Annotated in this window: 25 protein-coding genes; 16 read left to right on the top strand and 9 right to left on the bottom strand. The window is 55.3% G+C overall.

Translation table 11 applies throughout. The annotated features are described in order from the left end of the window. Nucleotides 1–121: 121 nt before the first annotated feature. The 3 genes from purM to O5O45_RS16915 are packed head-to-tail and all read left to right on the top strand — an operon-like array spanning nt 122 to nt 2691. A complete protein-coding gene (gene purM, locus O5O45_RS16905) occupies nt 122–1180 on the top strand; it encodes a phosphoribosylformylglycinamidine cyclo-ligase (RefSeq protein WP_305900557.1) in 1059 nt (352 codons plus the stop codon). 2 nt (nt 1181–1182) lie between these two features. Continuing rightward, the gene (gene purN, locus O5O45_RS16910; RefSeq protein ID WP_305900558.1) at nt 1183–1869 is read left to right on the top strand and encodes a phosphoribosylglycinamide formyltransferase; all 687 of its coding nucleotides are present in this window, start codon (nt 1183–1185) and stop codon (nt 1867–1869) included. Between the two features lie 57 nt (nt 1870–1926). Next, on the top strand, nt 1927–2691 hold the full coding sequence (locus tag O5O45_RS16915) for a DUF3108 domain-containing protein (protein WP_305900559.1): 765 nt from the start codon (nt 1927–1929) through the stop codon (nt 2689–2691). A 64-nt stretch (nt 2692–2755) separates the two neighbouring features. On the opposite strand, the gene O5O45_RS16920 is transcribed toward O5O45_RS16915, so the two are convergent. The 5 genes from O5O45_RS16920 to apbC form a co-directional block, all read right to left on the bottom strand. Continuing rightward, a complete protein-coding gene (locus O5O45_RS16920; protein WP_305900560.1) occupies nt 2756–4012 on the bottom strand; it encodes a valine--pyruvate transaminase in 1257 nt (418 codons plus the stop codon). Nucleotides 4013–4195: 183 nt separating this feature from the next. Then, nucleotides 4196–4792, bottom strand: coding sequence for a YjaG family protein (locus O5O45_RS16925; protein WP_305900561.1), 597 nt, complete (start codon nt 4790–4792; stop codon nt 4196–4198). 77 nt (nt 4793–4869) lie between these two features. After that, a complete protein-coding gene (locus O5O45_RS16930) occupies nt 4870–5526 on the bottom strand; it encodes a class II aldolase/adducin family protein (RefSeq protein ID WP_305900562.1) in 657 nt (218 codons plus the stop codon). An 88-nt stretch (nt 5527–5614) separates the two neighbouring features. Continuing rightward, nucleotides 5615–6181, bottom strand: coding sequence for a dCTP deaminase (gene dcd, locus O5O45_RS16935; RefSeq protein ID WP_216739791.1), 567 nt, complete (start codon nt 6179–6181; stop codon nt 5615–5617). A 116-nt stretch (nt 6182–6297) separates the two neighbouring features. Then, the gene (gene apbC / locus O5O45_RS16940) at nt 6298–7395 is read right to left on the bottom strand and encodes an iron-sulfur cluster carrier protein ApbC (RefSeq protein WP_305900563.1); all 1098 of its coding nucleotides are present in this window, start codon (nt 7393–7395) and stop codon (nt 6298–6300) included. A 255-nt stretch (nt 7396–7650) separates the two neighbouring features. On the opposite strand from apbC, the gene metG reads away from it, so the two are divergent. The 9 genes from metG (at nt 7651) to O5O45_RS16985 (ending at nt 17466) form a co-directional block, all read left to right on the top strand. After that, the gene (gene metG / locus O5O45_RS16945) at nt 7651–9696 is read left to right on the top strand and encodes a methionine--tRNA ligase (protein WP_305900564.1); all 2046 of its coding nucleotides are present in this window, start codon (nt 7651–7653) and stop codon (nt 9694–9696) included. Nucleotides 9697–9927: 231 nt separating this feature from the next. Further along, entirely contained in the window at nt 9928–10509 is a 582-nt protein-coding gene (rsxA, locus tag O5O45_RS16950) for an electron transport complex subunit RsxA (protein ID WP_011395801.1), read from the top strand. Between the two features lie 13 nt (nt 10510–10522). Next, nucleotides 10523–11116 carry an electron transport complex subunit RsxB gene (gene rsxB, locus O5O45_RS16955; RefSeq protein ID WP_305900565.1) on the top strand — a complete coding sequence of 198 codons (594 nt, stop codon included), beginning with the start codon at nt 10523–10525 and terminating at the stop codon, nt 11114–11116. A gap of 17 nt (nt 11117–11133) precedes the next feature. Further along, a complete protein-coding gene (gene rsxC / locus O5O45_RS16960) occupies nt 11134–13596 on the top strand; it encodes an electron transport complex subunit RsxC (protein ID WP_305900566.1) in 2463 nt (820 codons plus the stop codon). 3 nt (nt 13597–13599) lie between these two features. Then, the gene (gene rsxD / locus O5O45_RS16965; RefSeq protein ID WP_305900567.1) at nt 13600–14640 is read left to right on the top strand and encodes an electron transport complex subunit RsxD; all 1041 of its coding nucleotides are present in this window, start codon (nt 13600–13602) and stop codon (nt 14638–14640) included. Between the two features lie 9 nt (nt 14641–14649). Next, complete coding sequence (rsxG, locus tag O5O45_RS16970; protein WP_305900568.1) at nt 14650–15306, top strand: electron transport complex subunit RsxG; 657 nt, start codon at nt 14650–14652, stop codon at nt 15304–15306. 55 nt (nt 15307–15361) lie between these two features. Then, nucleotides 15362–16072, top strand: coding sequence for an electron transport complex subunit E (locus O5O45_RS16975; protein ID WP_305900569.1), 711 nt, complete (start codon nt 15362–15364; stop codon nt 16070–16072). A gap of 84 nt (nt 16073–16156) precedes the next feature. Then, on the top strand, nt 16157–16792 hold the full coding sequence (gene nth, locus O5O45_RS16980) for an endonuclease III (RefSeq protein WP_011395795.1): 636 nt from the start codon (nt 16157–16159) through the stop codon (nt 16790–16792). Continuing rightward, nucleotides 16792–17466: a phytanoyl-CoA dioxygenase family protein gene (locus O5O45_RS16985; protein ID WP_305900570.1), complete on the top strand. Its 675-nt coding sequence runs from the start codon at nt 16792–16794 to the stop codon at nt 17464–17466. Before nth ends, O5O45_RS16985 begins: the two co-directional genes overlap by 1 nt. Nucleotides 17467–17469: 3 nt before the next feature. Here the strand turns inward: O5O45_RS16985 and O5O45_RS16990 are convergent, their stop codons facing one another. Next, complete coding sequence (locus O5O45_RS16990) at nt 17470–18135, bottom strand: pyridoxamine 5'-phosphate oxidase family protein (protein ID WP_305900571.1); 666 nt, start codon at nt 18133–18135, stop codon at nt 17470–17472. Between the two features lie 118 nt (nt 18136–18253). On the opposite strand from O5O45_RS16990, the gene pdxR reads away from it, so the two are divergent. The 4 genes from pdxR to O5O45_RS17010 all read left to right on the top strand — a co-directional run bounded on the left by pdxR (nt 18254) and on the right by O5O45_RS17010 (nt 21976). Beyond that, nucleotides 18254–19702: a MocR-like pyridoxine biosynthesis transcription factor PdxR gene (gene pdxR, locus O5O45_RS16995; RefSeq protein WP_305900572.1), complete on the top strand. Its 1449-nt coding sequence runs from the start codon at nt 18254–18256 to the stop codon at nt 19700–19702. Between the two features lie 112 nt (nt 19703–19814). Further along, nucleotides 19815–20513: a hypothetical protein gene (locus tag O5O45_RS17000; RefSeq protein WP_305900573.1), complete on the top strand. Its 699-nt coding sequence runs from the start codon at nt 19815–19817 to the stop codon at nt 20511–20513. A gap of 147 nt (nt 20514–20660) precedes the next feature. Then, nucleotides 20661–21587: an alpha/beta fold hydrolase gene (locus tag O5O45_RS17005; protein ID WP_305900574.1), complete on the top strand. Its 927-nt coding sequence runs from the start codon at nt 20661–20663 to the stop codon at nt 21585–21587. 134 nt (nt 21588–21721) lie between these two features. Next, nucleotides 21722–21976, top strand: a complete 255-nt coding sequence (locus tag O5O45_RS17010) for a hypothetical protein (protein ID WP_011395789.1) — start codon at nt 21722–21724, stop codon at nt 21974–21976. 107 nt (nt 21977–22083) lie between these two features. On the opposite strand, the gene O5O45_RS17015 is transcribed toward O5O45_RS17010, so the two are convergent. The 3 genes from O5O45_RS17015 to rpoS form a co-directional block, all read right to left on the bottom strand. Further along, nucleotides 22084–23451: a tetratricopeptide repeat protein gene (locus O5O45_RS17015; protein ID WP_305900575.1), complete on the bottom strand. Its 1368-nt coding sequence runs from the start codon at nt 23449–23451 to the stop codon at nt 22084–22086. 323 nt (nt 23452–23774) lie between these two features. After that, complete coding sequence (locus O5O45_RS17020) at nt 23775–24341, bottom strand: chalcone isomerase family protein (protein ID WP_305900576.1); 567 nt, start codon at nt 24339–24341, stop codon at nt 23775–23777. Nucleotides 24342–24616: 275 nt separating this feature from the next. Next, the gene (gene rpoS / locus O5O45_RS17025) at nt 24617–25615 is read right to left on the bottom strand and encodes an RNA polymerase sigma factor RpoS (protein WP_011395785.1); all 999 of its coding nucleotides are present in this window, start codon (nt 25613–25615) and stop codon (nt 24617–24619) included. Between the last annotated feature and the right edge of the window lie 67 nt (nt 25616–25682).

The raw sequence follows: 25682 nt of genomic DNA on the forward strand, positions 1-25682 counted from the left end.
GCCCGACTCTTCAGTCGAATAGCCGCTACGACTTATTGTTTACTGCATTGGCGCTGGGGGAACTGGGCTGTTAAAATACGCCTCCTTTCCGTGGACCTACGCTATAGGGCAGACACCTATTATGACCGCTTCCAATGACAAGCCTTCTTTAAGTTATCGTGACGCTGGGGTTGATATCGACGCTGGCAATGCGCTGGTGCAGCGCATCAAGGGCGCCGCGCAGGCGACGCGCCGTCCGGAAGTGATGGCCGGACTCGGCGGATTCGGCGCCCTGTTCGAACTGCCGAAAGGCTATCAGGAGCCGGTTCTGGTTTCCGGCACCGACGGCGTGGGCACCAAGCTACGACTGGCCATGCAAATAAACAAGCACGACACCATCGGCATCGACTTGGTGGCCATGTGTGTCAACGATCTGATCGTACAGGGCGCCGAACCTTTGTTTTTCCTGGATTACTACGCCACCGGCAAACTGTCCGTGGACGTGGCGGCGACCGTCGTCACCGGCATCGGCGAAGGCTGTCGTCAGGCGGGCTGCTCACTGGTCGGCGGCGAGACCGCAGAAATGCCCGGCATGTACGAAGGCGACGACTATGATCTGGCCGGCTTCTGCGTTGGGATCGTTGAAAAGTCCAAAATTATTGACGGCAGCCTGGTCAAACCCGGCGATGTACTGCTTGGACTGGCCTCCTCCGGCGTTCACTCCAATGGCTACTCTCTGGTGCGCAAGATCGTAGAAGTCAGCGGCGCAGATTTGAATCAGCCGTTTGGCGACGCCACCCTGGGCGAAGCGCTGCTTGCGCCCACTCGCATCTACGTTAAACCGTTGCTGGAACTGATCCGTCAGACTCCTGTCCACGCGCTATCCCATATTACTGGCGGCGGCCTGCTGGAAAACCTGCCCCGTGTACTGCCTGCGCATGCGAAGGCTGTCGTCGACGTCAGCGCCTTCGCGATTCCCGCACTATTCAGTTGGTTGCAGGAAAACGGCAATGTCGCTTGGAACGAAATGTTCCGCACCTTCAACTGCGGTATTGGCATGGTGGTTTGCGTACCCGCGGACAGCGCCGAAAAAGCGCAGGAGTTACTGAGCGCAGCAGGAGAGACAGTGTTTCGTCTGGGAACGATAGAAGCCCACACGGAAGAAGAACCCGTTGTCGAACTGAAAGGCTTGGTTGACTAAGCGTGACTATTGCAACTGAATCCGCGCCGCGGCGAATCGTCGTTTTAATTTCTGGCTCTGGCAGCAACCTGCAGGCATTGCTGGACGCCGTCACCGCAGATACCGTTCACGGCGAGATTGTCAGTGTCATCAGTAATAAAGAGAACGCCTACGGCCTTGAGCGCGCCGCCAAGACGGGCGTTCCCGCGACAGTAATCGACCATAAGCAATTTGAAACCCGGACCGACTTTGACCAGGCGCTGATGGCGGAAATAGACCGCCACACTCCTGATCTGGTGGTGCTGGCGGGCTTCATGCGCATTCTTACAGTCGAGTTCGTGCGCCATTATCATGGGCGCATGCTCAACATCCACCCTTCACTGCTGCCCAAGTATCAGGGGCTCAACACACATCAAAGGGCGCTGGAAGCTGGCGACACAGCACATGGCGCCACAGTGCATTTTGTAACGGAAGAACTGGACGGCGGCCCCAACATTATCCAGGCGGTCGTTCCCGTTCTGCCCGGCGACGATCCCAAGCGCCTGGCGGATCGCGTACAATTGCAGGAGCACCTTATATATCCGCAAGCCGTGCGCTGGTTCTGCGAAAGCAGGCTGGTCATGCGCGACGAGCGCGCCTATCTGGATGACGCCGAACTTCCTCCCGCCGGATTACAAATCAGCAATGCGATAACGCCTGGGGACGCTTGATCCCAGGCGCCTGAGCGCTTAATGTTGATCTGTCAGTTAAACAACGGAGAACCATATATGCGGGGACACCTCAGGGCGCTCGCAGATACACTAAGGCTTCCTGTTGCATGTTCGTTATTTTTAGTAGCGGCCTCTGCAGTAACAGCGCCGAGTCAGGCCTACGCAAATCAGGAGTTGATCCCCACCAAGGCGGAATATAAAGCTTCTTACAAAAAAGGCATTCCCATTCGCGGCACCGCCGTTAGAGAGTTAAAACAGCTTGAGGATGGCTCCTGGTCGTACAATTTCGATGTGAACTCGTTCATCGTGGATATTAATGAGCGCGTTAATTTCCAATGGGTTAACAACTACATCCGCCCCACCAACTACTCCTATGAGCGGAGCGGCTGGGTTAAGGACAAAAAAGCCACCGTGGATTTCAACTGGGACAAGATGTCCGTTCGCAACAATGTTGAGAACAAGCCATGGAGCATGACCATTCCAGAGCAGACACTGGACAAGCTCAGCTACCAGTTACAGCTACGTCTGGACTTGGCGAAAGGGATGACCGACCTAGTTTATAAGGTCGCAGATGGCGGACATCTCAAGGAATTCGTCTTCAGTGTAGTTGGCGAAGAAAAGCTGGACACCCGCCTGGGGAAAATCGACTGCATCGTCGTGGAAAAAGTTCGCAAGCCGGACAGCGATCGACAAACCCGCCTCTGGTTCGCTAAGGACTGGAATTACCTGTTGGTGCAAATGGTGCAGATTGAACCGGATGGAGAGAAATACGAAATCTATCTGGAAAAGGCCAAAGTGGGCGACCGGGTTATCAAACCCTGACGCACCACTCTTAGTTACTCATCCGTACAGAGCGAAAGCGCTCGCTCCGTACGGATTTCATCAATCAGGACTTTTCTGCGTAAAGGCGACGGATCTCTTCCGCCATAATCTTCAAGCCCTTCTCCACCAACTCCTCGTCCTGCGAATAAGTAATACGCAGACACTCATGAGTATGCTCCCACTCTTCCTGCAATCCCGGGAAGAAATAGTGGCCAGACACCACCAACACACCCTTTTGCTTCAGGCGCTGGTAAAGCTCATGACTGGAAAGCGGGAAATCGCGCAGCCATAGCCACAGAAACATGGCGCCCTCCGCTTTGTGCAACGCAAAAGGCAACCCATCCAACTCTCGATGCAGCGTCGCCACCGCCTTCTCAGCCTTAGCCTGATAGCATGGCTTAACCACTTCACGGCTGATTCGCAGAATTTCGCCGCTGCGGACAAAGTCTTTGGTCAACATAGCGCCGAAGCTTCCTGGCGCCAGATTAACGATGGCATTAACCGACGCCACAGCTTTGATGATTTCCGGTTGAGCGATCACGATCCCCGTTCTGACCGCCGGCAAGCCCAGCTTGGACAGGCTCAAGCACAATATCAAATGCTCATCCCAAACGGGTTTGGCGTCGATGTACACCAAGTCAGGGAAAGGCAGGCCGTAAGCGCCGTCGACAATGAGCGGCACATCATGCTCCTTCGCCATAGCGATCAAGCGCGCCATTTCAGTGTCGGTCAATACATTGCCCGTCGGGTTGGTGGGACGGGATACGCACATGGCGCCGACATTCTCGTCAATATTGAGATGGTCAAAATCAACGTGGTATTTAAAAGTATGCTCATCCAGCATTTCGATGGTCGGCCTGGATGAGATAAAGAAATCTTCACTGAGTCCAGCGTCCGCATAGCCAATGTACTCTGGCGTCATCGGCAACATAATGCGTTTATGACCACCATCGGGATAACGCCCGGCGAACATGTTGAAGAGAATAAAAAAGGCGGACTGACTGCCATTGGTAAGAGCGATGTTTTCCGGCTTGATCGGCCAACCGTACTCCCGGCTCAACAACTCCGCCAAAGCGGCGATAAATTGCTTCTCCCCTTGAGGCGGGTCATAGATGCCAGTCAATTTACGGAATTCGTCTGCGTCAGCGCTGATGCGCGCCAACTGGTCTTGGAACGCGGCTTGAACTTCGGGGATGTTGCCTGGGTTGCCGCCCCCCATCATGATCATGTCGCCTCCGGCAAGGGCGTTCCCCAAATCCTCCATTAACGAATTGATGCCAGCTTCCCTGGTAAACTTGGTTCCAAATTCCGATAACAACATGACACTCCCCTTACGCTCGACTCATTATTTTAATGGCGTCCGGCGACCGGAAAACTTCGCCGAACCGATAATAGTTTAAGGCTTTTTCCCGCAGAGAACCTCTACGGGGAGCGTCAGAGACTACAATTTTTAGCTGAATGCAGACAATTGTATTTTTACGGATGCGCTTGCTGGCACGAACGATTATCCATCCAGAGAAATACCAATATTACTCACGCCACCCTGGCGACTGAGCTTACGTATCTCCGCCAGCCCTTCGGCAGTGGGCGCGCGTAGCTCCTGCAGTTTGGCGTAAAGTTCATCATGAAATGCTAATTCATCCTTCACCAAGGGATGTTTATCCCACAAGGCCACCAGCTCGTCGTCGGAAAGCCCCTCGCCTTCGGAGAACTCAACAAAATCCGTCACTGTGCGGAAGGAGATTTCAGAAGCTTCGCGCGCCTTTTTGGTTTTCTCATCATCCCACAACTGCAGCCCAAGCAGGAGCAACTGGGCCCAGTCAGACGCCGGGCGCGCGCCATAGGCGTCAATGTCGCTGAGTTGATCGAGGAACTCTTCCAGCTTTTCCACGTAGGGCAAAGTTTGCAGCTTGGCGTTTTCCTGCACCGTTTTCCACAATGCGCCCAGAACCCCTTTCACTTCACGGGACAGCGCCAACTCCTGAGACTCGACGAACAACTTCAGGTTCGGGGTCGCCCGTTCCGCCAAAGATAAGACAAATACAACTTGCCGCCAGCCACGCAGACTTTCGAGTTTTTTAAAATGCTTTAAAGACGCCACCAGGAGTCTCCTTACCGGGAATAGTTAGTCAGAGTTAAATGAATGGGCCGAATGCTTCGGCTCCAGTATAAGGGAAATCAAAGACGGCGGTCGCCGCCGGGTGAGGTTGGAACGCCGAATATTGCTTGGTGATGAGCGTTCAAAATAATACCGGTCGCCGCCCTTAACGAGGATCCGAAAGCCACCACGCCATCCTGGTGTCCCAGCATGACAAAAACGCCGGGCGTCTTCAGCTTACCGTCACGCCACAATGACTTAATGGCGTCGACCAGATCCATACTGCCATACTCCGCGCTTTCTGGCGTTGTCGTCAGACCAAGAGCCGCTGCGTTATGCCAGATTTCCGGCGAATGCACATGCGCCACCGCCTTGATCTCGGGGTCAAGCGCATACAACAACGCATGGGTCAGGGATTCTGAGGAAGGTTTTATTTCACCAAGTGACGTCAGGCGATTGGCGTCCACTTCAGCTTCCGTCACGAGGGCATACTGGTTCGCCTCAAGCTGAGAGGCGCCTCCCGTTTGGCTGCCTGTGACGATAAACGCCCCTTCCGGGCTGGCGCGCATACTGATGTTGCCGTAGCCCAAGCCGTCATAACGAAAAGGATCCTGCCCGATCAGACCATGCTCAAACAGCACGCCCCGCCAGGCTTCAAGCTCGCTAAGATCCAAATGCTCAGGCAGCGTTTGCTGCGTGTGCCGCAGATCAAATTTAATGACACCCTCTTGCGCCATGTTGCGAACCAATTCTTCAGAGATACACCAACACCGCAGGCGGCGAACCAACGTGTCGTCGGCGCGCCGCCTGCATCATAGAAAGGGATCAGGCTTTCGGTAGCGTAACGCCAACCTGCCCTTGATACTTGCCGCCGCGGTCCTTGTAGCTGACGTCGCACACTTCGTCTGACTCAAAAAACAGCATCTGCGCCACACCTTCGTTGGCGTAGATCTTGGCGGGCAGATTGGTCGTGTTGGAGAACTCCAATGTCACGTGCCCTTCCCACTCCGGCTCCAGCGGAGTGACGTTGACGATAATGCCGCAACGGGCGTAGGTTGATTTGCCCAGACAGACAGTCAGCACATTGCGGGGAATACGGAAGTATTCGACTGTGCGCGCCAGGGCGAAAGAATTGGGAGGAATAATGCACACGTCCCCGACGAAATCCACAAAACTCTTCGAATCAAAGGCCTTGGGATCAACGGTGACAGAATGGACATTGGTGAAAATTTTAAATTCGTTACTGCAGCGGACATCGTAGCCATAACTGGAAACGCCGTAGGAGATGATCTTGCCATTCTCCGACTCGCGCACCTGGTTCCCTTCGTACGGCTCGATCATGCCATGCTCCAGGGACATTCTACGAATCCACTTATCCGACTTAATCGCCATAACTCTTACTCATTCTGCACTGGTTGATCGATAAGCGCGCAATCATACATGGATAGCCGGTTTTAGACAAAGGTCCCATACCGGAACAGCGCGCTATAGCAACTATTAACGGGACATCAGTCCGATTTGATAATGATCTCAGGAAACATTTGCGCCTGATTTTTGGCCCGCTGCGACAATATCGCCCCCAGCTTGCGCGCTATATCCCGATAAATCAGGCCAACTTCGGAGTCCGGCTCCGCCGCCACGGTCGGCGAACCGGAATCCGTTTGCTCGCGGATAGTCATGTGCAAAGGCAACTGCCCCAGCAACTCCGTATCGTATTCTTCCGAGACGCGCTCGCCGCCGCCGGCGCCGAACAGGGGCTCGTGGTGACCGCAGTTGCTGCAGATATGAATGCTCATATTTTCTACGACGCCCAGCACCGGAATATCCACTTTACGGAACATTTCAATGCCCTTCTTGCAATCCAGCAGCGCGATGTCCTGAGGCGTGGTGACAATGACGGCGCCGGTCACTGGCACTTTTTGCGCCAGCGTGAGCTGAATGTCGCCAGTGCCAGGGGGCATGTCCACAATCAGATAATCCAGATCTTCCCACAGGCTTTGCGTGAGCAATTGTAGAAGCGCGCCGCTGACCATCGGTCCGCGCCACACCATCGGCGTTTTTTCCGTCACCAGAAACGCCATGGACATCACCTGCATGCCGTGAGCGCGAATAGGGATAAAGAACTGGCCGTCCTGCACATCCGGACGGGCGCCGTCGGCCACGCCCAGCATCATGCCCTGACTGGGACCGTAAATATCCGCATCCAGCACGCCCACCTTGGCGCCCTCTTTCTGCAGCGCCAACGCCAGATTTACGGCGGTGGTGGATTTCCCCACACCGCCTTTGCCGGAGGCGACCGCAATGATGTTTTTCACGCTCTTGATATTCTGCAGATTGCGCTGCGCCTGATGCGGCAGAACTTTCCAGCTGACGTTCACCTCTGCGCGCTCGACGCCATCCACATCTTCAATCGCCAAACCGACGATCTGCTTCAACCCGCCGGCGACGCCCGCGGCCGGATAGCCCAACTCCACCTCCAGCTTGACGGTGCTCCCTTGAATATCCAGCGACTTTATCGCCTCAATAGCGAAAAGATCTTCTTTCAGATAGGGGTCCTTATAGCCCTTGATGGCGGCTTCCACTGCAGATCTGTCAATGCTGCTCATTCTGTTCTCCGGAAAAGGTGGGATATATAGAGGAAAGATGGGGCAATACTATACTGAATCAGTATGGTTTTATTCAATTTAATCGCGCCCGGCAGGATGAAAATCAGGCTTCCAAACGGTATCATATGCGCCCTCGCGGGAATCCTGATGACAACATCCGTCCCGCGTTTTGTCACCACCGCCGACGCATCGACGTCGACGGCCATTGTCCATGGCTTGGCGACAAGCCTTATATGAGTAATAACGGAAAGAATTATGTCCGGAGAGCCTAGAAAAATTCTCGTCACAAGCGCTTTACCGTACGCGAACGGCCCAATTCACCTGGGGCACCTGTTGGAATACATCCAGACCGATATCTGGGTGCGCTTCCAAAAACTTCGCGGACACCAATGCACCTATGTCTGCGCGGACGACGCGCACGGCACAGCGATAATGCTTAAAGCCGAGCAGATGGGTATCACTCCGGAGCAATTGATCGATCAGGTCAACGCCGATCACCGTCGTGACTTTGCAGAGTTTCTGATCGAGTTCGACAATTATTATTCCACGCACTCGGAAGAAAACCGGGAGCTGTCTTCGTACATTTACAAGGCCTGTCTGGACGCGGGTAAGATCGCCACGCGCACTATCACCCAGGCTTACGACCCGGAAAAGAACTTGTTCCTGGCCGACCGTTTCATCAAAGGAACCTGCCCCAAATGTAAAGCGGAAGACCAGTACGGCGATAACTGTGAAGTATGCAGCAGCACTTACTCGCCCGCTGAATTGATCAATCCCCGCTCCGCCATTTCCGGCGCGACGCCCATTGAAAAAGACTCCACGCACTTCTTCTTCAAACTGCCTGACTTCCAGGAATTCCTGCAACAGTGGACACGCAGCGGCGCCCTGCAGCCGCAGATCGCCAACAAGCTGGCGGAGTGGCTAGACGCAGGCCTGCAGGAGTGGGACATCTCCCGCGACGCCCCCTACTTCGGCTTCGAAATTCCAGATCAGCCTGACAAGTTCTTCTATGTCTGGCTGGATGCGCCGATTGGCTACATGGCGAGCTTCAAGAATCTGTGCGCGCGGCGCGCGGATCTGGACTTCGACGAATATTGGAAGAAAGACTCCACCGCCGAGCTGTATCACTTCATCGGCAAGGACATCATCAACTTCCACGCGCTGTTCTGGCCGTCCATGCTGAGCTGCGCGGATTTCAGAACGCCCAGCGCTGTTTATGCGCATGGTTTTGTGACGGTGGACGGGGCAAAAATGTCCAAGTCCCGCGGCACCTTCATCATGGCGCGGACGTATCTGGAGCACCTGAATCCTGAGTACCTGCGTTATTACTTCGCCGCCAAATTGACCTCCAATGTGGACGATCTGGACTTAAACCTGCAGGACTTCACGCTGAAAGTGAACGCCGACCTGGTTGGCAAACTAGTCAACATCGCCAGCCGCTGCGCCAAGTTCATTACCAAAGCGGGAGGCAAACTGTCGTCTAAGATCAGCGAGCCGGAATTGGTGGAACAGTTCCTGTCCAAATCCGACTTTATCGCCCAGGCGTACGAAGATCGCGAATATAGTAAAGCGGTCAGAGAAATCATGGCGTTGGCCGATCTGGCCAACAAATACATCGATGAAAAAGCGCCCTGGAAACTGGCGAAGGAAGAAGGTAAAGAGCAGGAAGTGTTGGACGTCTGCTCTGTCGGCGTTAACCTGTTCCGCATCCTGATCACCTATCTGGCCCCAGTGCTGCCGGGCGTCGCTGCGGCTTCGGCGGAATTCCTGAACACACCCATCGTCTGGAACAAACCGTTGCAGCCGCTGACCGACCATGCTGTCAATGAGTTCAAGCCAATGATCTCCCGGGTCGATCCAAAGGCCGTGGACGCCATGGTGGAAGCCTCTAAAGACAACATGGCGCAGGCGCCAAAAGACAACGGCAAAGCGAAAAAGGACAAGAAAGAGGCGAAATCCGAAGAGGAGATTGCGCCAACGATCAAGTTCGACGACTTCGCCAAAATCGACCTGCGCATTGCCAAAATCGTCTCCGCGGAGCACGTGGAAGGCGCGGACAAACTGTTACGCCTGCAACTGGATATCGGCACTGAGCAGCGTCAGGTGTTCGCCGGCATCAAATCCGCCTATGCGCCGGAAGACCTGGTGGGCCGCCTGACGGTTATGGTCGCCAACCTGGAGCCGCGCAAGATGAAGCTCGGCATGTCCGAAGGCATGGTGCTGGCGGCGGGCCCCGGCGGTAAAGATATCTGGTTGTTGCAGCCGGACAGCGGCGCGCAGCCGGGCATGCAGGTTAAATAACCGACACAACGGCGCTTTCAGGCGCCGTTTTGCTGCGCCAGCTCAATTTTGCGCTAAATCCGCGCAAGGGCGACAGGCGCAGCCTTGAACGCACTGCGACACAACCAGATAATAATCGCCGGAACCAGGGAATTCCGGAAGCTGGCGACCTGTTGCGCGGCGAGCTTCCATAAGCGACGCTTTGGCTAGCATTAGGATACAGCCGGTGAAGATCCTGAATAAGAGGCGCTGATGACTGAATACCTGTTGATACTGGTGAGCACCATACTGGTCAACAACTTCGTACTGGTCCAATTCCTGGGCCTGTGCCCTTTCATGGGCGTTTCCAACAAGCTGGAAACCGCCATGGGCATGTCCCTGGCCACTACCTTTGTGCTGACGCTCTCATCATTATGCAGCTATCTGGCGTACGAATATCTTTTGGCGCCCCTCGGCATGGAGTTCTTAAAAACCATTACGTTTATTCTGGTGATCGCAGTCGTCGTCCAGTTCACGGAAATGGTGATTAAAAAAACCAGCCCCCTGCTTTATCGCGTCCTGGGTATTTTTCTGCCGCTGATCACCACTAACTGCGCCGTGCTTGGCGTAGCGCTGTTAAACATCAAAAAGCAAAATGATTTCATGGAGTCGATCCTGTACGGGTTCGGCGCCGCTGTCGGTTTCTCCCTGGTGCTGACGTTGTTTTCCGCTATGCGCGAACGCATCGCCGCCGCGGATGTGCCGGAACCGTTCAAGGGCGGCGCCATCGGGATGATCACCGCCGGCCTGATGTCACTGGCGTTCCTGGGCTTCACCGGCCTGGTTAATATCTAGGGGCCTTCCGCAGATGAGTATTGTCGTCTTAGCCGTATTGGCGCTCTCCGCGCTGGCGCTTACCTTCGGAGCCGTACTTGGCTTCGCCTCCGTCAAATTCAAAGTGGAAGGCAACCCCATCGTCGACCAGATCGACGGCCTGTTGCCGCAAACCCAATGCGGACAGTGCGGTTACCCCGGCTGCCGCCCTTATGCGGAAGCTATCGCCAACGGCGACGCCATCAATAAGTGCCCTCCCGGCGGGGAAGCCACCATTACGGCCCTGGCGGATTTGCTGGATGTTGAGGCCATGCCTCTGGATTCCGAACATGGCGAAAGCAAGGGCAAACAGGTGGCCTATATTCGCGAAGATGAGTGCATCGGCTGCACCAAGTGCATCCAGGCCTGCCCGGTGGACGCCATCCTCGGCGCCGCCAAACAGATGCACACAGTGATCGTCAGCGAATGCACGGGGTGCGACCTGTGCGTCGATCCCTGTCCCGTGGACTGCATAGATATGATTCCCGCCCCCAGCGGCATCCGCGATTGGGCCTGGGATATGCCCAAGCCGCCGACAAATGGCGGCGCGATCATCGCGACAGATCAGAATAACGGTATGGCGGCGTGAGGAAGTAAGGCCTGAGCATGAGACAAATCTGGGATTTCCACGGCGGCGTACACCCTCCGGAAAATAAAAGCCAATCCACCAGCCGACCGATCCGCAAGGCGACGCTGCCGAAAACGTTGATACTTCCGTTGAGCCAGCATATTGGCCAGCCCGCCAAAGCCCTGGTGGAGCCGGGTCAAAAAGTATTGAAAGGCGAAGTCATCGCCGCTGCGGAGGGGCCGGTCAGCGTAGCGGTTCATGCATCGTCTTCCGGCACGGTGACGGCCATAGAAAGACGCCCTGTGCCGCACCCTTCCGGTCTCAACGATATCTGCATCGTGATCGAGACGGATGGGAAAGACGCCTGGACGGACCTGACGCCATGCGAAGACTACCGCTCACTTAGCCCAGAACAACTGCTGGAGCGCGTCCATCAGGGCGGTATCGCCGGCATGGGCGGCGCAGGCTTTCCCACTGCGATCAAACTGCACCCGCCTCGCAACGACAAGGTCAATGCGCTGATATTGAATGCGGCGGAATGCGAGCCTTACATCACCGCCGATGACATGCTGATGCGTGAGCGCGCCGACGAAGTCATTCACGGCATGGAAATCATGGCTCAGCTTCTGGAGCCTGAAGAATGTCTGATCGGCATCGAGGACAATAAGCCGGCAGCCATCGCCGCACTGAAGCAGGCCGCCGCCGGCACTCATATCGAAGTGGTTGTGATTCCCACCAAATACCCATCCGGCGGTGAGAAACAACTCATCAAAATTCTCACCGGGCTGGAAGTGCCGCATGGCAAGATCCCCGCGGATATTGGCGTGATGTGCCAAAATGTAGGCACCGCCGCCGCAGTTTACCGCGCCGTCCGCTTCGGTGAGCCGCTAATTTCTCGCATCACCACAGTGACAGGCGACGGCGTTGCTACGCCCGGTAATTTTGAAGTTTTATTAGGCTCGCCCATGTCTGACCTGTTGCAGCAGGCGGGATTCGACGCGAGCAAAACGGATCGTCTGATCATGGGCGGCCCCATGATGGGCTTCACCTTAACAGATCCAGAGTTGCCGCTGGTGAAGACCAGCAATTGCATTATGGCGGTATCGGCCAGGGAATTTCCCAGACCCGATCCCGCTCAGGCCTGTATTCGTTGCGGCCTTTGCGCCGAGGCCTGTCCGGCGGAACTGCTGCCGCAGCAGCTCTATTGGTTTTCCAAAGCCCAGGAATTTGATAAGGCGGAGAACTATAACCTGTTCGACTGCATTGAGTGCGGCGCCTGTTCTTATGTCTGCCCCAGCAGCATCCCACTGGTGCAATATTACCGTTACGCCAAGAATCAAATCCGGGTAGCGGCGCAGGAGCAACAGAAATCCGACAAGGCGCGTGAGCGTTTCGAATTCCGACAAGCCCGTCTTGAACGCGAGAAAGAAGAGAAAGAAGCCAAACGCAAGGCCCGTGCGGAAGCCGCCGCTAAAGCGCAGGCGGAAAAGGCGGCCCAGCAACAGGATGCGCCGGCGGAAGTAGACCCGAAGAAAGCGGCGATAGAAGCCGCCATCATGCGCGCCCAAGCCAAGCGCGCACCGGCTCCCACCCTTCCCCAGGTCAATATCGCCGAACTGCAAACCAATGTAGACAAGGCCAGGGAGAAACTGGAAAAAGTACGCGAGACGCTGGCGGAATCCGATGGAGCCAATACCGCCATGCAGGAAAAGCTGCGCAATGCGATCGCCAAAAACGAAGAACGTTTGGCGGCGGCGGAAAAAGCCCTTCACGTCGCTCAGAACTCAGCGACAGCAACATCTGTCGCCTCAAACACCGGGCCTGCGACCCAGACAGACCCTGAGCAACAGGTGCGCGCTATCGCCCGCACCCGGGACAAGATAAAGACTCTGACCCAAGCGATAGAGGCCTGTCGCGAAACCGACCCACAGCGGGCGGCGCAACTGACCGAAACCGTGGAGAAAACCAGGGCGAAGCTGGCGGAGTTGGAAGCGGAGTCAGTCCCGACAGATAAAGCGACCGATAAGCCGCCGGAGCCCAACCTGGAAGAACTGAGTTCTCAGGTTGATAAAGCCCGTGACAAGCTGAGCATGATGCAAGGCATGTTGGAGGACGCCAAAGCAGAGCAGCCGTCCGACGAAGCCAAAATCGCCAAGTTGCAACGCGCCGTGGAAAAGAATCAGGACCGTTTGGCCGCAGCGCAAGAAACGCTGCGGGAAGCCCAGACACAAGCCGCCAGTTCTGGCGTCAAAGTGGCGTCTCCTGAGGAAATTGAGGCTCTGACCTCCGCGCTGGAGAAAGCGCAGGATAAACTTGTCATGATGCAGAACATGCTCAACGAAGCCCAACAGGAATCCCCCGTAGACGAGGCGAAAGTGGCGAAACTCACCAGAGCGGTGGAAAAAAACCAGGATCGGGTCGCCGCCGCCCGCGCCACACTTAACGAAGCTCGCGGCGACGCAGCGGAAAATCAGACCAGCACTGACGGAGCGGGCGCTTAACCCATGGCATTTCTTCGCATCACCTCCCCTCACTTGAAAGGCCCTGCGCGCACGACCGCTATCATGCAGTGGGTGATCCTGGCCACCGCGCCCGGATTACTGACCATGACCTGGTTCTTTGGCTGGGGAACCCTGATCAACGTCATTCTGGCGTCATTAACCGCAGTGGCGGCGGAAGCCTTTGTGCTCACGCTGCGCAAACGCCCCCTGGCCTTTTATCTGCGGGACTACAGCGCCGTTCTCACCGGGGTTTTGCTGGGACTGGCGCTGCCGCCTTACGCGCCCTGGTGGGTCACATTCGTCGGGACGGCGTTCGCCATCATATTCGCCAAGCAGATTTACGGCGGCTTGGGCAATAATCCATTCAACCCCGCCATGGTGGGTTACGCGCTGCTGCTGGTGTCATTCCCTGTGGCGATGACCACTAACTGGGCGACGCCGCGTCCCCTGGCGGAAATTCCGGGATTCATGGACGCTTTCGCTCACATCTTCTGGGGAGCGGAAATCGGCGTGGACGGCTACACCATGGCCACGCCTTTGGACACCTATAAGCACGAAATTGTCGCCGGCACTTCAGAAGCAGTCTTCGCCATGCCCGTCTTCGGCGCGCGCACTGCGCTGGGCTGGGAGTGGGTTAACCTGGCCTTCCTCGCCGGGGGACTACTGCTTATCTGGCGCAAGATTATAACCTGGCATATTCCAGTCAGCATGCTCGCCGCTCTGGCGCTGTGCTCTCTGTTACTAGGCTGGGATGAAGACAAATATGCGCCGCTGCAACTGCATCTACTCGCCGGAGCCACCATGCTGGGCGCTTTTTTCATCGCTACAGACCCGGTTTCCGCCGCCACCAGCAAACTCGGCAAGCTTTATTACGGCGCTGGCGTCGGCATTCTGGTTTACCTGATTCGCACCTGGGGCAACTACCCGGACGCCGTGGCCTTCGCCGTACTGTTGATGAACTTCGCCGCGCCGTTCCTCGACTATTACACCCAGCCCCGCACTTACGGACACCGCAAAGCCCGTCGCGGCGTGAAACAGGATTAGGAGACGCCAATGAACGCATTACAGGCATCCATTCTTCGGGGCGGCATCGGGCTCGCGATATTCGCTGTGGTGACCGCCGGGTTGATCGCGGTCACTCAAGTCAGCACTGCTGATCGTATCGCAGATGCGGAAAAACACGCCCGCGCCAAGGCGCTGTATGAAGTGGTTCCACGTACCGAGCACGATAACGACATGCTGGCGGCGCCCATCCTCTTGCACCCGGACCCTTTGCTCGGAGCCAAAGACACAACGGAAGCCTATCTGGCTACCCGTCACGGCTCGCCGGTGGCGGTGATTCTGCCTTTTGTCGCGCCGGATGGCTACACCGGAGAAATCCAGGGTATCGTCGGCATTCAGCCGGACGGCGTCATCAAAGGCGTACGCGTCACCGCTCATAAGGAAACCCCGGGGTTGGGCGATAAGATCGAAGCGCGGAAATCTCCCTGGGTGGAACAGTTTCCCGGCCGCTCGCTCAGCTCTCCTGCGGAAGACCGCTGGAAAGTGAAAAAGGACGGCGGCGATTTCGATCAGATGACCGGCGCCACCATCACGCCCAGAGCGGTAGTGAAGGCGGTGCGTAATGCGCTAACCTATTTTCAAAGCCATCGTGATCAACTCTTGCGTAGCAATAGCGGCGTCAATACCGCAACCGCGACACAGGAATAGCCGGACTGGCGAGCGTATCGAACATGAATGACCGAATGAACCCAGGATCTGCATAATGGCGAAAAGCTATCAAGAAATAGTTCGTGACGGATTGTGGAAAAACAACCCGGCATTAGTGCAACTGCTGGGCCTCTGCCCCCTGCTGGCGGTGACAGGCACCGTGGTCAACGCCATCGGCCTGGGATTGGCCACGACTTTGGTGCTGACCGGCTCCAACGCCGCGGTTTCCATGATCCGCAACTACGTGCCCGAATCCGTACGCCTGCCCGCATTCGTCATGATCATCGCTTCTTTCGTGACCTGCGCCGAGCTGCTGATGCAGGCCTTCGCCTATGAGCTGTATGAAATTCTCGGCATTTTTATCCCTTTGATCGTCACCAACTGCGCCATTCTTGGACGCGCAGACGCTTTCGCCTCCAAGAATCCGATTCTCCCCTCCCTGCTCGACGGCTTTATGATGGGCTTGGGTTTCAGTCTCGTGTTGATAGTGTTGGGCGGTATGCGTGAAATCATAGGACAAGGCTCTCTGTTTTCTGGAATGGACCTGCTGTTTGGCGAATCTGCACGGAGCTGGAAGCTTGAGTTGTTCGCCGACTACTCAGACTTTCTTTTCGCCGTGCTGCCCCCCGGCGCCTTTGTCGGCATGGGCCTGTTGATTGCGCTAAAAAATGTGATCGATAAACGCATGAAGGAAGCCGCTGCAGTGAAACTGGAGAAGCCTATCTCTGGCGGCAAGCGGGTACGGGTCACCGGAAAGATATCCTAAACCGCTGACGCCGACTTTCTCGCCACCCGTCACGCAAGCACGCGACGGCGCTTTTGACTGTGAATACAAACCATAAGAAGACTGATGAATAAGCAAAAACGAGCGGAGATATTCGCCCGCCTAAAAGCGGAAAATCCCAACCCGACCACGGAGTTGGAGTACAACACTCCCTTTGAACTACTGATTGCAGTGGTTCTGTCCGCTCAGGCCACCGATGTGAGCGTTAATAAAGCCACCCGCAAGCTTTACCCCGTGGCGAATACGCCGGAAGCCATTTACGCGCTGGGTGTGGAGGGCCTTAAGGAGTACATCAAGACCATCGGCCTGTTCAACAGCAAAGCGGAAAACGTCATCAAGACCTGCAAAATCCTGATCGACCAACACAACTCAGAAGTGCCGCAGACCCGGGAAGCCCTCGAAGCGCTGCCAGGAGTCGGCCGTAAGACCGCCAATGTCGTTCTCAACACCGCTTTCCGTCAGCCGGCCATGGCGGTGGATACACATATATTCCGGGTCTCCAACCGCACCAATATCGCCCCCGGCAAAAACGTGCTGGAAGTGGAGCACAAGCTGATGAAACACGTCCCCAAAGAATACTTGATGGACGCTCATCACTGGCTGATTCTCCACGGCCGCTATATCTGCACCGCCCGCAAACCCCGATGCGGCGCCTGCGTCATCTCCGATCTGTGCGAGTTCAAAGAAAAAGTGCTGGATTGATGGCGTTCGACTTCCACCGCGATGGTTTGGAATGGCTGCGGGACGCACTGCCTGCATCATTGATCAACGCCATCCTGCAGGAAGTTGCCTGCGATGACGAGGTTAACTCCGGCTCCGGCGTGCGTAACGCGGATCGCAAGTACAAAACATTAAGGGAGTGGCTGGCCGGCGGCGATCTCACGCAACTGGCCTCCCGCTACTTGCAAGATGCTCCACAACGGGTCCGAGCGATCCTGTTCAATAAAACGCCCCGAAAAAACTGGCTGGTCACTTGGCATCAGGACAGAACCGTTTGCGTCAGTGAACGGTTTGTTGCGCCAGACTGGAGGCCATGGTCAGAGAAAGAAGGCGTTCTCCACGTCCAGCCTCCTATTGAGGTGCTGGAGCGCATGCTGGCGTTTCGCATTCATCTGGACCCTACCGATGAGAGCAACGGCTGCTTGAAAGTCATCCCGGGATCTCACCGCGAGGGACTGTTATCCCATGAACGTATCCAGCAAGTCGCCGCATCGTCTAAGCCTCTGTCCTGCATCGCCCGAGCGGGCGACATCCTGGTGATGAAGCCTCACCTGCTGCACGCCTCCAGCAAGGGAACGACGCCCAACCAGCGTCGTATCCTCCACGTAGAGTTCAGCGACTATCCGCTACCGGCAGGCGCGCAGTGGGCGAGTTAATCTCTACTGCCCTGTGGCCAGGTGTCGCAGGTAATCCGGCAGCCTGACGTCACTGCGGGTTTCCGGGTCCACCTCAGGCATTCCATACACCGTGCGCATGGGCACCACGCCCGCCCAGACCGGCTGATCCATATCCTCTTCTTTGTCTCGGGGTGGGCCGCTGCGAACTTTGGCGCTCGCCTCCACTATCGGCATGGCCAGCACCGCCGTCGCCGCCAGTTCGTTGCGGGTGTTGGGAATGATATCGTCCGCACAGCGACCCGGGATAATGTGATCCACCAACGCATTCAGTGCTTCATTCTTCATATCCGGATCCTCTATCGCCTCGAACTGTCCAAACAAGACAACGCTGCGGTAGTTCATGGAGTGATGGAACGCCCGCCGGGAGAGCACCAGACCATCCAGTAACGTGACGCATACGGACGCCTCACGCCCATCCGCAAGGCTTTTAAACAGACGACCATTGACCGCGCCATGCACAATCAAGTTATCGCCGTAGCGGCAGTAGGCGGTTGGCAATACAAAGGGCGCGCCGTCAAACATAAACGCCACATGGCACAGAACAGATGCATCCAATATGCCGTAGATATCGCGGCGATCGTAACCCGCCCGGTCCCGTTTGCGAGTAAAGGCGGTCTTAGGGGTTATGGGCAGTACATCGTCAGTCATCGAACTTACTCCTTCCAATCACATCAAGCTATTGATGTGGGCAGATTAGCTTGAAATTGGATACACATTAATGTCCACTTTACATATTTATAAAGAGTCCACTTTAGAGAAAAACTAGATGACCGACCCGACGCAAAGTGCGAAGTCTCGCTATCTATCGCTGTATGAAGAGTTGAAGCAGTCCATTCTGGCGGGCCTACTGCCGGAAGGAGAACGGCTGCCGTCCTCCCGAAGCATGGCGGACGCGCGAGGCCTGTCCCGCACCACCGTTACCAGCGCTTACGACCAGTTGCTTAGCGAAGGCTATATCGTCAGTCGTCGCGGATCGGGTTGCTATGTCGCCTCACCGCTGCCTGGGGTAGATTTTCCCACCGCCTCGCCGCCACAGGCGCAGCATTCCGGCCCAGCCCCTGCCCTGTCGTCCTGGGGGGACGCATTAATGCTGCAACGCCCAGTCAAAGCCATACCACCGCCGGCGGCGATTGATTTCCAATATGGCAACGTGGACCTTGATGAGAAAAGTCAGCATATCTGGACGAAATCCGCCCGCCACTGGGCGTATCGGCAAAGCCGTCATTATGGCGACACACTGGGCTTACCCGCCTTGCGAGAAGCGATATCCGCTTACCTGCAACTCAACCGCGCATGCCGCAGTCATCCCGATAGAGTCGTTATCACTTCCGGCGGACAACAGGGGTTCGATCTGATTACGCGACTGGCGATCAATCCGGGAGACAGGGTTGCGGTAGAGAACCCAGGCTATCCTAGAGTCAAACAATTGCTCACCGCGCTTGACGCCAAGTTGATTCCGGTCGCTGTCGACGAGGAAGGATTAAGAGTAGAGGATTTGCCGCACGGCGTGGAAGCGCCCAAGTTGGTATACGTCACGCCATCGCATCAGTTTCCCAGTGGATGCGTCATGTCCCTGCGCAGGCGGCTGGCGCTGCTGGAATGGGCGCAGGCGAACGACGCCTGGATTATCGAGGACGACTACGACAGTGAGTTTCGTTATTGCGGCAAGCCAATTGAGTCACTGCAAGGACTCGACCTTCACGAACGAGTCATCTACGCCGGCACCTTTTCCAAAGTCCTGTTCCCCGCCATAAAACTGGGCTATCTGCTGCTCCCCAAAAGCTGGTTGGAGCCGTTCACTTACGCCAAGCAAGTGACCGACCGCCACTCTCCCTGGTTAGAGCAGCATATTCTTGCTGAGTTTATGCAGACGGGGGAATTCGAACGCCATCTACGCAGAATGCGCAAACGTTACGCCATTCGCCAACAGACTTTGGCGACGGCCTTACAGCGCCAGGAGGGGGACAGAGAGATTCTGGTGGAAGGAGACAACGCTGGCTTGCACTTGGTGTGCTGGATGCCCAGCCTGCCGCTGAGCGCCGTTTCCGCGTTCATTGAACAAGTGCAGGCGCAAGGCGTACGCGTTTATCCCATACACCCTTTCTATCACGGAGAGCCTCCCGCAGCAGGTCTGTTACTGGGATTCGCCACCCTGACGCCTGCCGAGATCACACAGGGAGTCGGGATAATCAAACGGACATTGCGGGAGTTCTAAATAGCCCCGTATACAATTCGAAACAGCGAGCCAGTCCGATTACAGGCATGATGAAGTCGTTGTGGAAGCAACGCTTTCCTTAACAAAAACAATAACCAATAGGGATATTCGCATGACAGTTCAAGCTAATAACGGAAATAACCAAGATTACTCCGTCGGGTTGGTCGCCGTCTCCAGTTGGCAAGGTTGGCTGCGGCACACGCCTCGCCGGCTGAATGTTCAGCAGGAAGGCCATGGCGCCAGCAACCTGTATCGCTTATGGTCCACCTTTTCCTGGCAATCACCGAAAGGCTGCGTCGGCTACTTCAAAAATGGCCATACCGCTCTGGTCGCTCGACAAAGAGGCGTCGTCACCCATGTGGTGGGATTTAATCCTGAGTCCTACCTGCTCGCCGGTTTGTTGCAAACTACCCGCGGCAACAACATCACCGTCAGAGGACTATGGTACGACGACTTCGCCATGATTCAGGACCCAACGGCGATCAGCTACGAAATCAACGTCACCCAGAATCAGGCCAATGACTTCGACGCCTTGATCGCATCGCTTATCGGCAGGTCCGACCTGGGACCGCACTCTCCCACCGACACGCCTTACTTCTACAGTTTCCGGCCCGCAGACATGGAAGCGCGAGTCAGCGGTCTGACCGGTAACTGTGGCAATATGGCGCTGGTGATTCTCTGCCAGTTTCTCTATGACTGGCGCAAGGGGGAATATGCGGAGATGTTTCGCTCCTGGGTGAACCAAAACCGCAACACCCGCAATTTTGGACAAGGCCCGTTAATGGGCGCCATCACCCAAGGCTTCGCCTAAGCAAAACGCGCTGTTCATAGCAAAGAGATTCAAGTGACAGTTAGATGACAGTAAATTGAATCTTTTATGAACAGCGTGCTCTTATACACCATCAATATTACAATTTGATGGTGTTTTAGTTTCAACCCCGCCCAAGTTGTCCAAAAAATGACTGTTGAATATGCTGCTGTTGGCGATATCCAGCTCGCCTATGAAACCTTTGGCTCACAAAAAGATCCCTGCATCCTGCTGATCATGGGCCTTGGCGCTCAGATGCTGGTGTGGCCGGACGCTCTGTGCGAACGTCTGGCTGCAAACGGGTATTTTGTCGTGCGTTACGACAATCGGGATATTGGTCTCTCCAGCAAAAGCAATGGCGCAGGACATGCCCGTCCAGTCACCAACTTTCTCCGCAAGCAGTTCGGTTTGCGGGTGAAAAGCGCTTACACACTGAGCGACTTGGCCAACGACGCCATAGGCCTGCTGAATCACTTACGGGTCGCCAGCGCTCACCTTATTGGCGCGTCCATGGGCGGTATGATCGCGCAAATCGCCGCCGCCAAATATCCTGAGCGGGCGCTCAGTCTGACCTCCATCATGTCCGCTCCCGGTTTTAGCCGCCTCCCCGCCTTGAACCCGGCCAATCTGCTGGCGCTTATCAAGCCAACGCGTCCCAAGTCGCGGGCGGAGGTTATTGAGAGCAAAATCAGTCAGATACGTCGCATTGGCAGTCGCAGCTACCCGTCCTCCCGCTCAGAGTTATTAGGGCGCGTGGGCAAAGTGCTCGACCGGTGCAACGTCGATCACGAAGGCCTGCAAAGACAAGCCAGCGCCATTCTTGCTGAAGGCTCTTTAGTCGAGCTACAAAAGCGCATCATCACGTCAACTCTGGTCATCCATGGCGATGAAGATTCTCTCATCCCTCTCTCTGAGGGCGTCGCCTGCGCTCGCAACATCCGCGAGGCGCAGCTTGAAGTCATCGCCGGTATGGGCCACGACTTCCCGTCTCCGCTGATAGCCCGCGTCGCCAAAGTCGTGTTGCAGCATGTTGGACAAGCCTCTGCTCGCCCAGGGAACGCCTATGAGCAAGCTTGATGTTCGCCCGCCCCCCCCATTTGCAGCATTGTATTTAGGGTGAATGGACAGCTTGCCAGCGTCCCTGCTACGCCTCTACCATGAGCTGGCGCGTCTGCGCATTGCGCCCTCAGCTAGAACAGGAGAGTCAAGCCATGAGTAGAATCCAAAGCGTTAAGGACCGTCTGCAGGACACCACTGAGAAGTCCCTGATCAGACTTGAAAGCATTCACACATCCATTGCGGAAAAGCCGCTGCTGGCTCTGGGCAAGATCCAGCCTTTTGAAGGCGTCGCCCATCAGGCCAGGGTATTGCAGCAAAATATGATTCATAAAACCTATCGGGGCATTCGCGACCTGACCGAAATGCAAGGTCAAATCGCCGACCAATTTATTCGTCTGATCCCCTGAACAGCGTCAGCATCGCCTGATTTTTTTAATCACGTAGTTGTATTCTTGGCTACAGACGCAAAAAAGGCGGTAATACCGCCTTTTTCATTTCGCCAAACAGTGATCGCTTACGCGCCAGGGTGTAGCGTCAGTAATGCGTTGATATCCAGCTCCCCGCCTCTTCCCAGCTCCAGCTCAAGGTACTGGCGCATTTTGTCCGCCAGAAAGCCGTCCACACCGGGCGAACCGGCTACGCCATGGGCTACCCAGGCGTCGAAACGGTCGTCGTTACCCACCACCTGCGCTGCTTCCAGCAACAACGACTGCTTATAGTCCGACACGAGGGCTTTAAGTCTGTTTTGGGCGGCGATACGCACCTCACTATTGAGGCGGCTTTCCATATCCAGATCGGACTCCACCATCGCCGATTTACGCGCCAAGCCTATCGTGTAGTGGTCATCGTAATAATCGTCTTCGGAAACCACATTCACCGGCGTTTCGCTACGACGGCCATCCACTTCCGCCACTAATGCTGAACTGGCGGTCTTGGTCAGAATGTATCTCTCGTAGTGATAGTCGGAATAAACATCTTCCAATACGGTCGGCGGAACAATCGAAAACTCAGTCAGCAAAGAGTCAAGCTTGTGGTCCGCCCGATCCAGTTTGCGGCCTCTTTTATCTACTTCATCATCAGCTCGACGCACGTCTTCCCGGTGACGGGAAACCTTGTCTTTCAGACGGTCAACTTCCCTCTTTTGTGAGTCATATTGTGGATCCGTGGGGCTAAGCTTGTTCAGTGCGCTTTCTTCTCTCGCCAGATCCCGTTCCGCCGCCTCCAGCTCACGACGCTCACGTTTGAAGTCGCGGCGGGCGTCACGCAGATTGTCTTTCGCGCGATCCAGCTGATATCGCTGATCAGACACATCTCCCTGCAGACGAATAAAGTCCGGATTGCTCACCATCACTTGCCCGCTGACATACTGCTGCACTTCCTGCACAACAGACTCGCTCAGATTATAGTGAACGGGCGCCCGAGACATGCTCACGCGCGCTTCATTGCCAAGCTTGCTGTTAACCTTATTGACCAGCTGCAGGCCGGCTACGCCATACCCCAAATCATCTCCGAAAACGCGCCTGTCGCTGTCCAACTGAATCCGGAACTGGTGCTGCGTCGCTATCGTTTGGTAAGCGGAGTTATATCTGTCCCAGGCGAACTGCTCATGCGTCGCCTGCGCCACTTTGCCGTACAGCAGCATGGCCTTACCCAGGTTATTGCGGTCATAGGCCGTGTTGGCGGCGCTTCTCACCTGATTCAGCCACGCGGTATAATTTCCTCGCGCCTGTTGCAGCCTATTCTGGGTATCCTTATCGTTGGGCTTTAACTTCAAGGCTTCTTCATACCTCTCAACCGCCAGTTCATAACGGCCTTGAGCGTAATACTCCTCCCCATCCTTGATCAGGTTACGGTGCGCGCATCCTGTTACAGCTAAAGCCACCAACGCCACTCCCGCGAGCCTTTTGAAGCGATTCGACAACATTATCTTCCTACACCATTCTCATATTTTTCGAAATTGCGACGGGACCTGATTTCACTACTCGACCCCATCGCCACTGCCTTTATGTGAGTCTATTTATACCCTGCGGCAGCTTAACCCTAACTGAATAAAAAGGGCGAAATCGCCAATAGCGCTCATCAGCGACGGTAAATTGAGGCATCAGCGGGGAACGTTGGAAATGAAAAAGGCGGGAATCCCCGCCTTTAACCAGAAAAGCCAGCCGCCTTCGGCTGTGAAATGTGATAAAGAAGATATTGCCGCGACTATTTTGCGCCCAGCATCGCCTTCTTGAGGTCTTCCTGAGCCGGCTTGTCGGATAACCAAATACCAAACAAGGCTTCTTTGAAAGCAACGCCGCCATCAATAGTGGCTGCAAGCGCGTCGTTTTTGTACACCTCTACGCCCTTGCCTGGGAGATACACCAAGTCAAACTCGTCATTCTCCTGGATCTCCTCATCGAACACGCCAATAAACTTATCGATATTTGCTTTAATTGGAGCCGTATTGCCATTGGTCGCGTTTTCGAAACCCTCGGTGGTGGCCTTCTGCATCTTTTCGCTGGTCACCATACCGGAAACCATATGCAGCTTGATCGCCATAGGCTCGTCCGCTTTCACAATCGCAGAAGCATCCTTATTCGCCTGCGGCAGATATAAACCGCTCACATAGACGTCAATGAACCATTTGGAGCGCACGCCGGCGCCATTGAGCTTTAATTCAGAACCCGCCGCGCTAAGCGTGTCGGGAATATCGACGCCAGCCACTTTGGCGGCCTGCGAGGAAGGGGATAGAACCAGCAAGAGCACAAGTGCAGAGATTAGTTGTTTCATATTTCATCCCTAGTTGCATTGATTGTTATTTAAATTATTTGCTGCTTATTGTTTGTAAGCGCTCGATGGTGCGGCGTAATACCGAATCGCCGAGCGGACACCATTATAGGCAGCCCGCAAAAGCAGTAGATAGGGTAAAAAGGGCAGTTATACCGGGTTATGCGAGCTGGTTCGCAACTATAGGCGCAAGACATTCCTGACAGCAAGTCTAACCGGACCATTAAAAAAGGGCGCTGGATGCGCCCTTTTTACTGTTACGACTGTGTAACCAAAAGTTACTTAAACAGCGTGTCTCCGGTCAAACCTTCTTTCTCCAGCAGTTCGCGCATGCGCTTGAGCGCTTCCACTTGAATCTGGCGCACTCTTTCCCGAGTCAGGCCAATTTCCTGCCCTACTTCTTCCAATGTGCTCATGGGATAACCGCGCAATCCGAAACGACGGGCGATCACTTCCTGTTGCTTGTCAGACAATTGGTCAAGCCAACGGTCCAGGCAGCCTTTAAGATCGCTATCCTGCAACAACTCGGCAGGATCATTGCTCGCCTCATCGGCGACGGTATCGAGAAGGGATTTTTCCGCGTTGCCGCCAATCGGCGAATCGACGGAGGTGATACGCTCGTTCAAACCGAGCATACGTTTGACATCCTTCACCGGCTTTTCCAGCAAGTCGGCGATTTCTTCAGCGCTGGGCTCATGATCCAGTTTCTGGGTCAGTTCGCGTGACGCGCGAAGATACACATTTAATTCCTTAACTACGTGAATCGGCAAACGGATCGTCCTTGTCTGATTCATGATGGCGCGCTCAATCGTCTGACGAATCCACCATGTCGCGTAGGTTGAAAACCTGAAGCCGCGCTCGGGATCAAACTTTTCAACGGCGCGAATCAGACCCAGGTTGCCTTCCTCAATGAGATCAAGCAGGCTCAGGCCTCTATTCACATATCTGCGGGCGATTTTCACGACCAAGCGCAAATTGCTCTCAATCATGCGCTTACGGCCTTTCTCATCGCCGCGACGCGCCATGCGCGCAAAATGAACTTCTTCTTCCGGGGTTAATAATGGGGAGAAACCGATTTCGTTCAGATAAATCTGAGTGGCGTCGAGGTTTCTGTAGGATTGGCCTTCGCCTAGGGAGAAACGACCGGTACGTCCTTGATCAATCGAGACAACAACATCACTTTCATCGTCTTCAAACTCTTCAGCCTCAATTTCGGCCAAATCGATATCAACATCGTAAGCTAAATCTTCTGCGTAAGATTCACGTTCTGCTGCCATGATGATGCCCTGCTCTCGTTAACCCCTTGCGGGGTATTGATGACGTTTTGCACTTGCTCAGGCGCAA

The organism is Hahella sp. HNIBRBA332 (genome assembly GCF_030719035.1).
In the GTDB taxonomy this organism is placed as follows: Bacteria; Pseudomonadota; Gammaproteobacteria; order Pseudomonadales; family Oleiphilaceae; genus Hahella.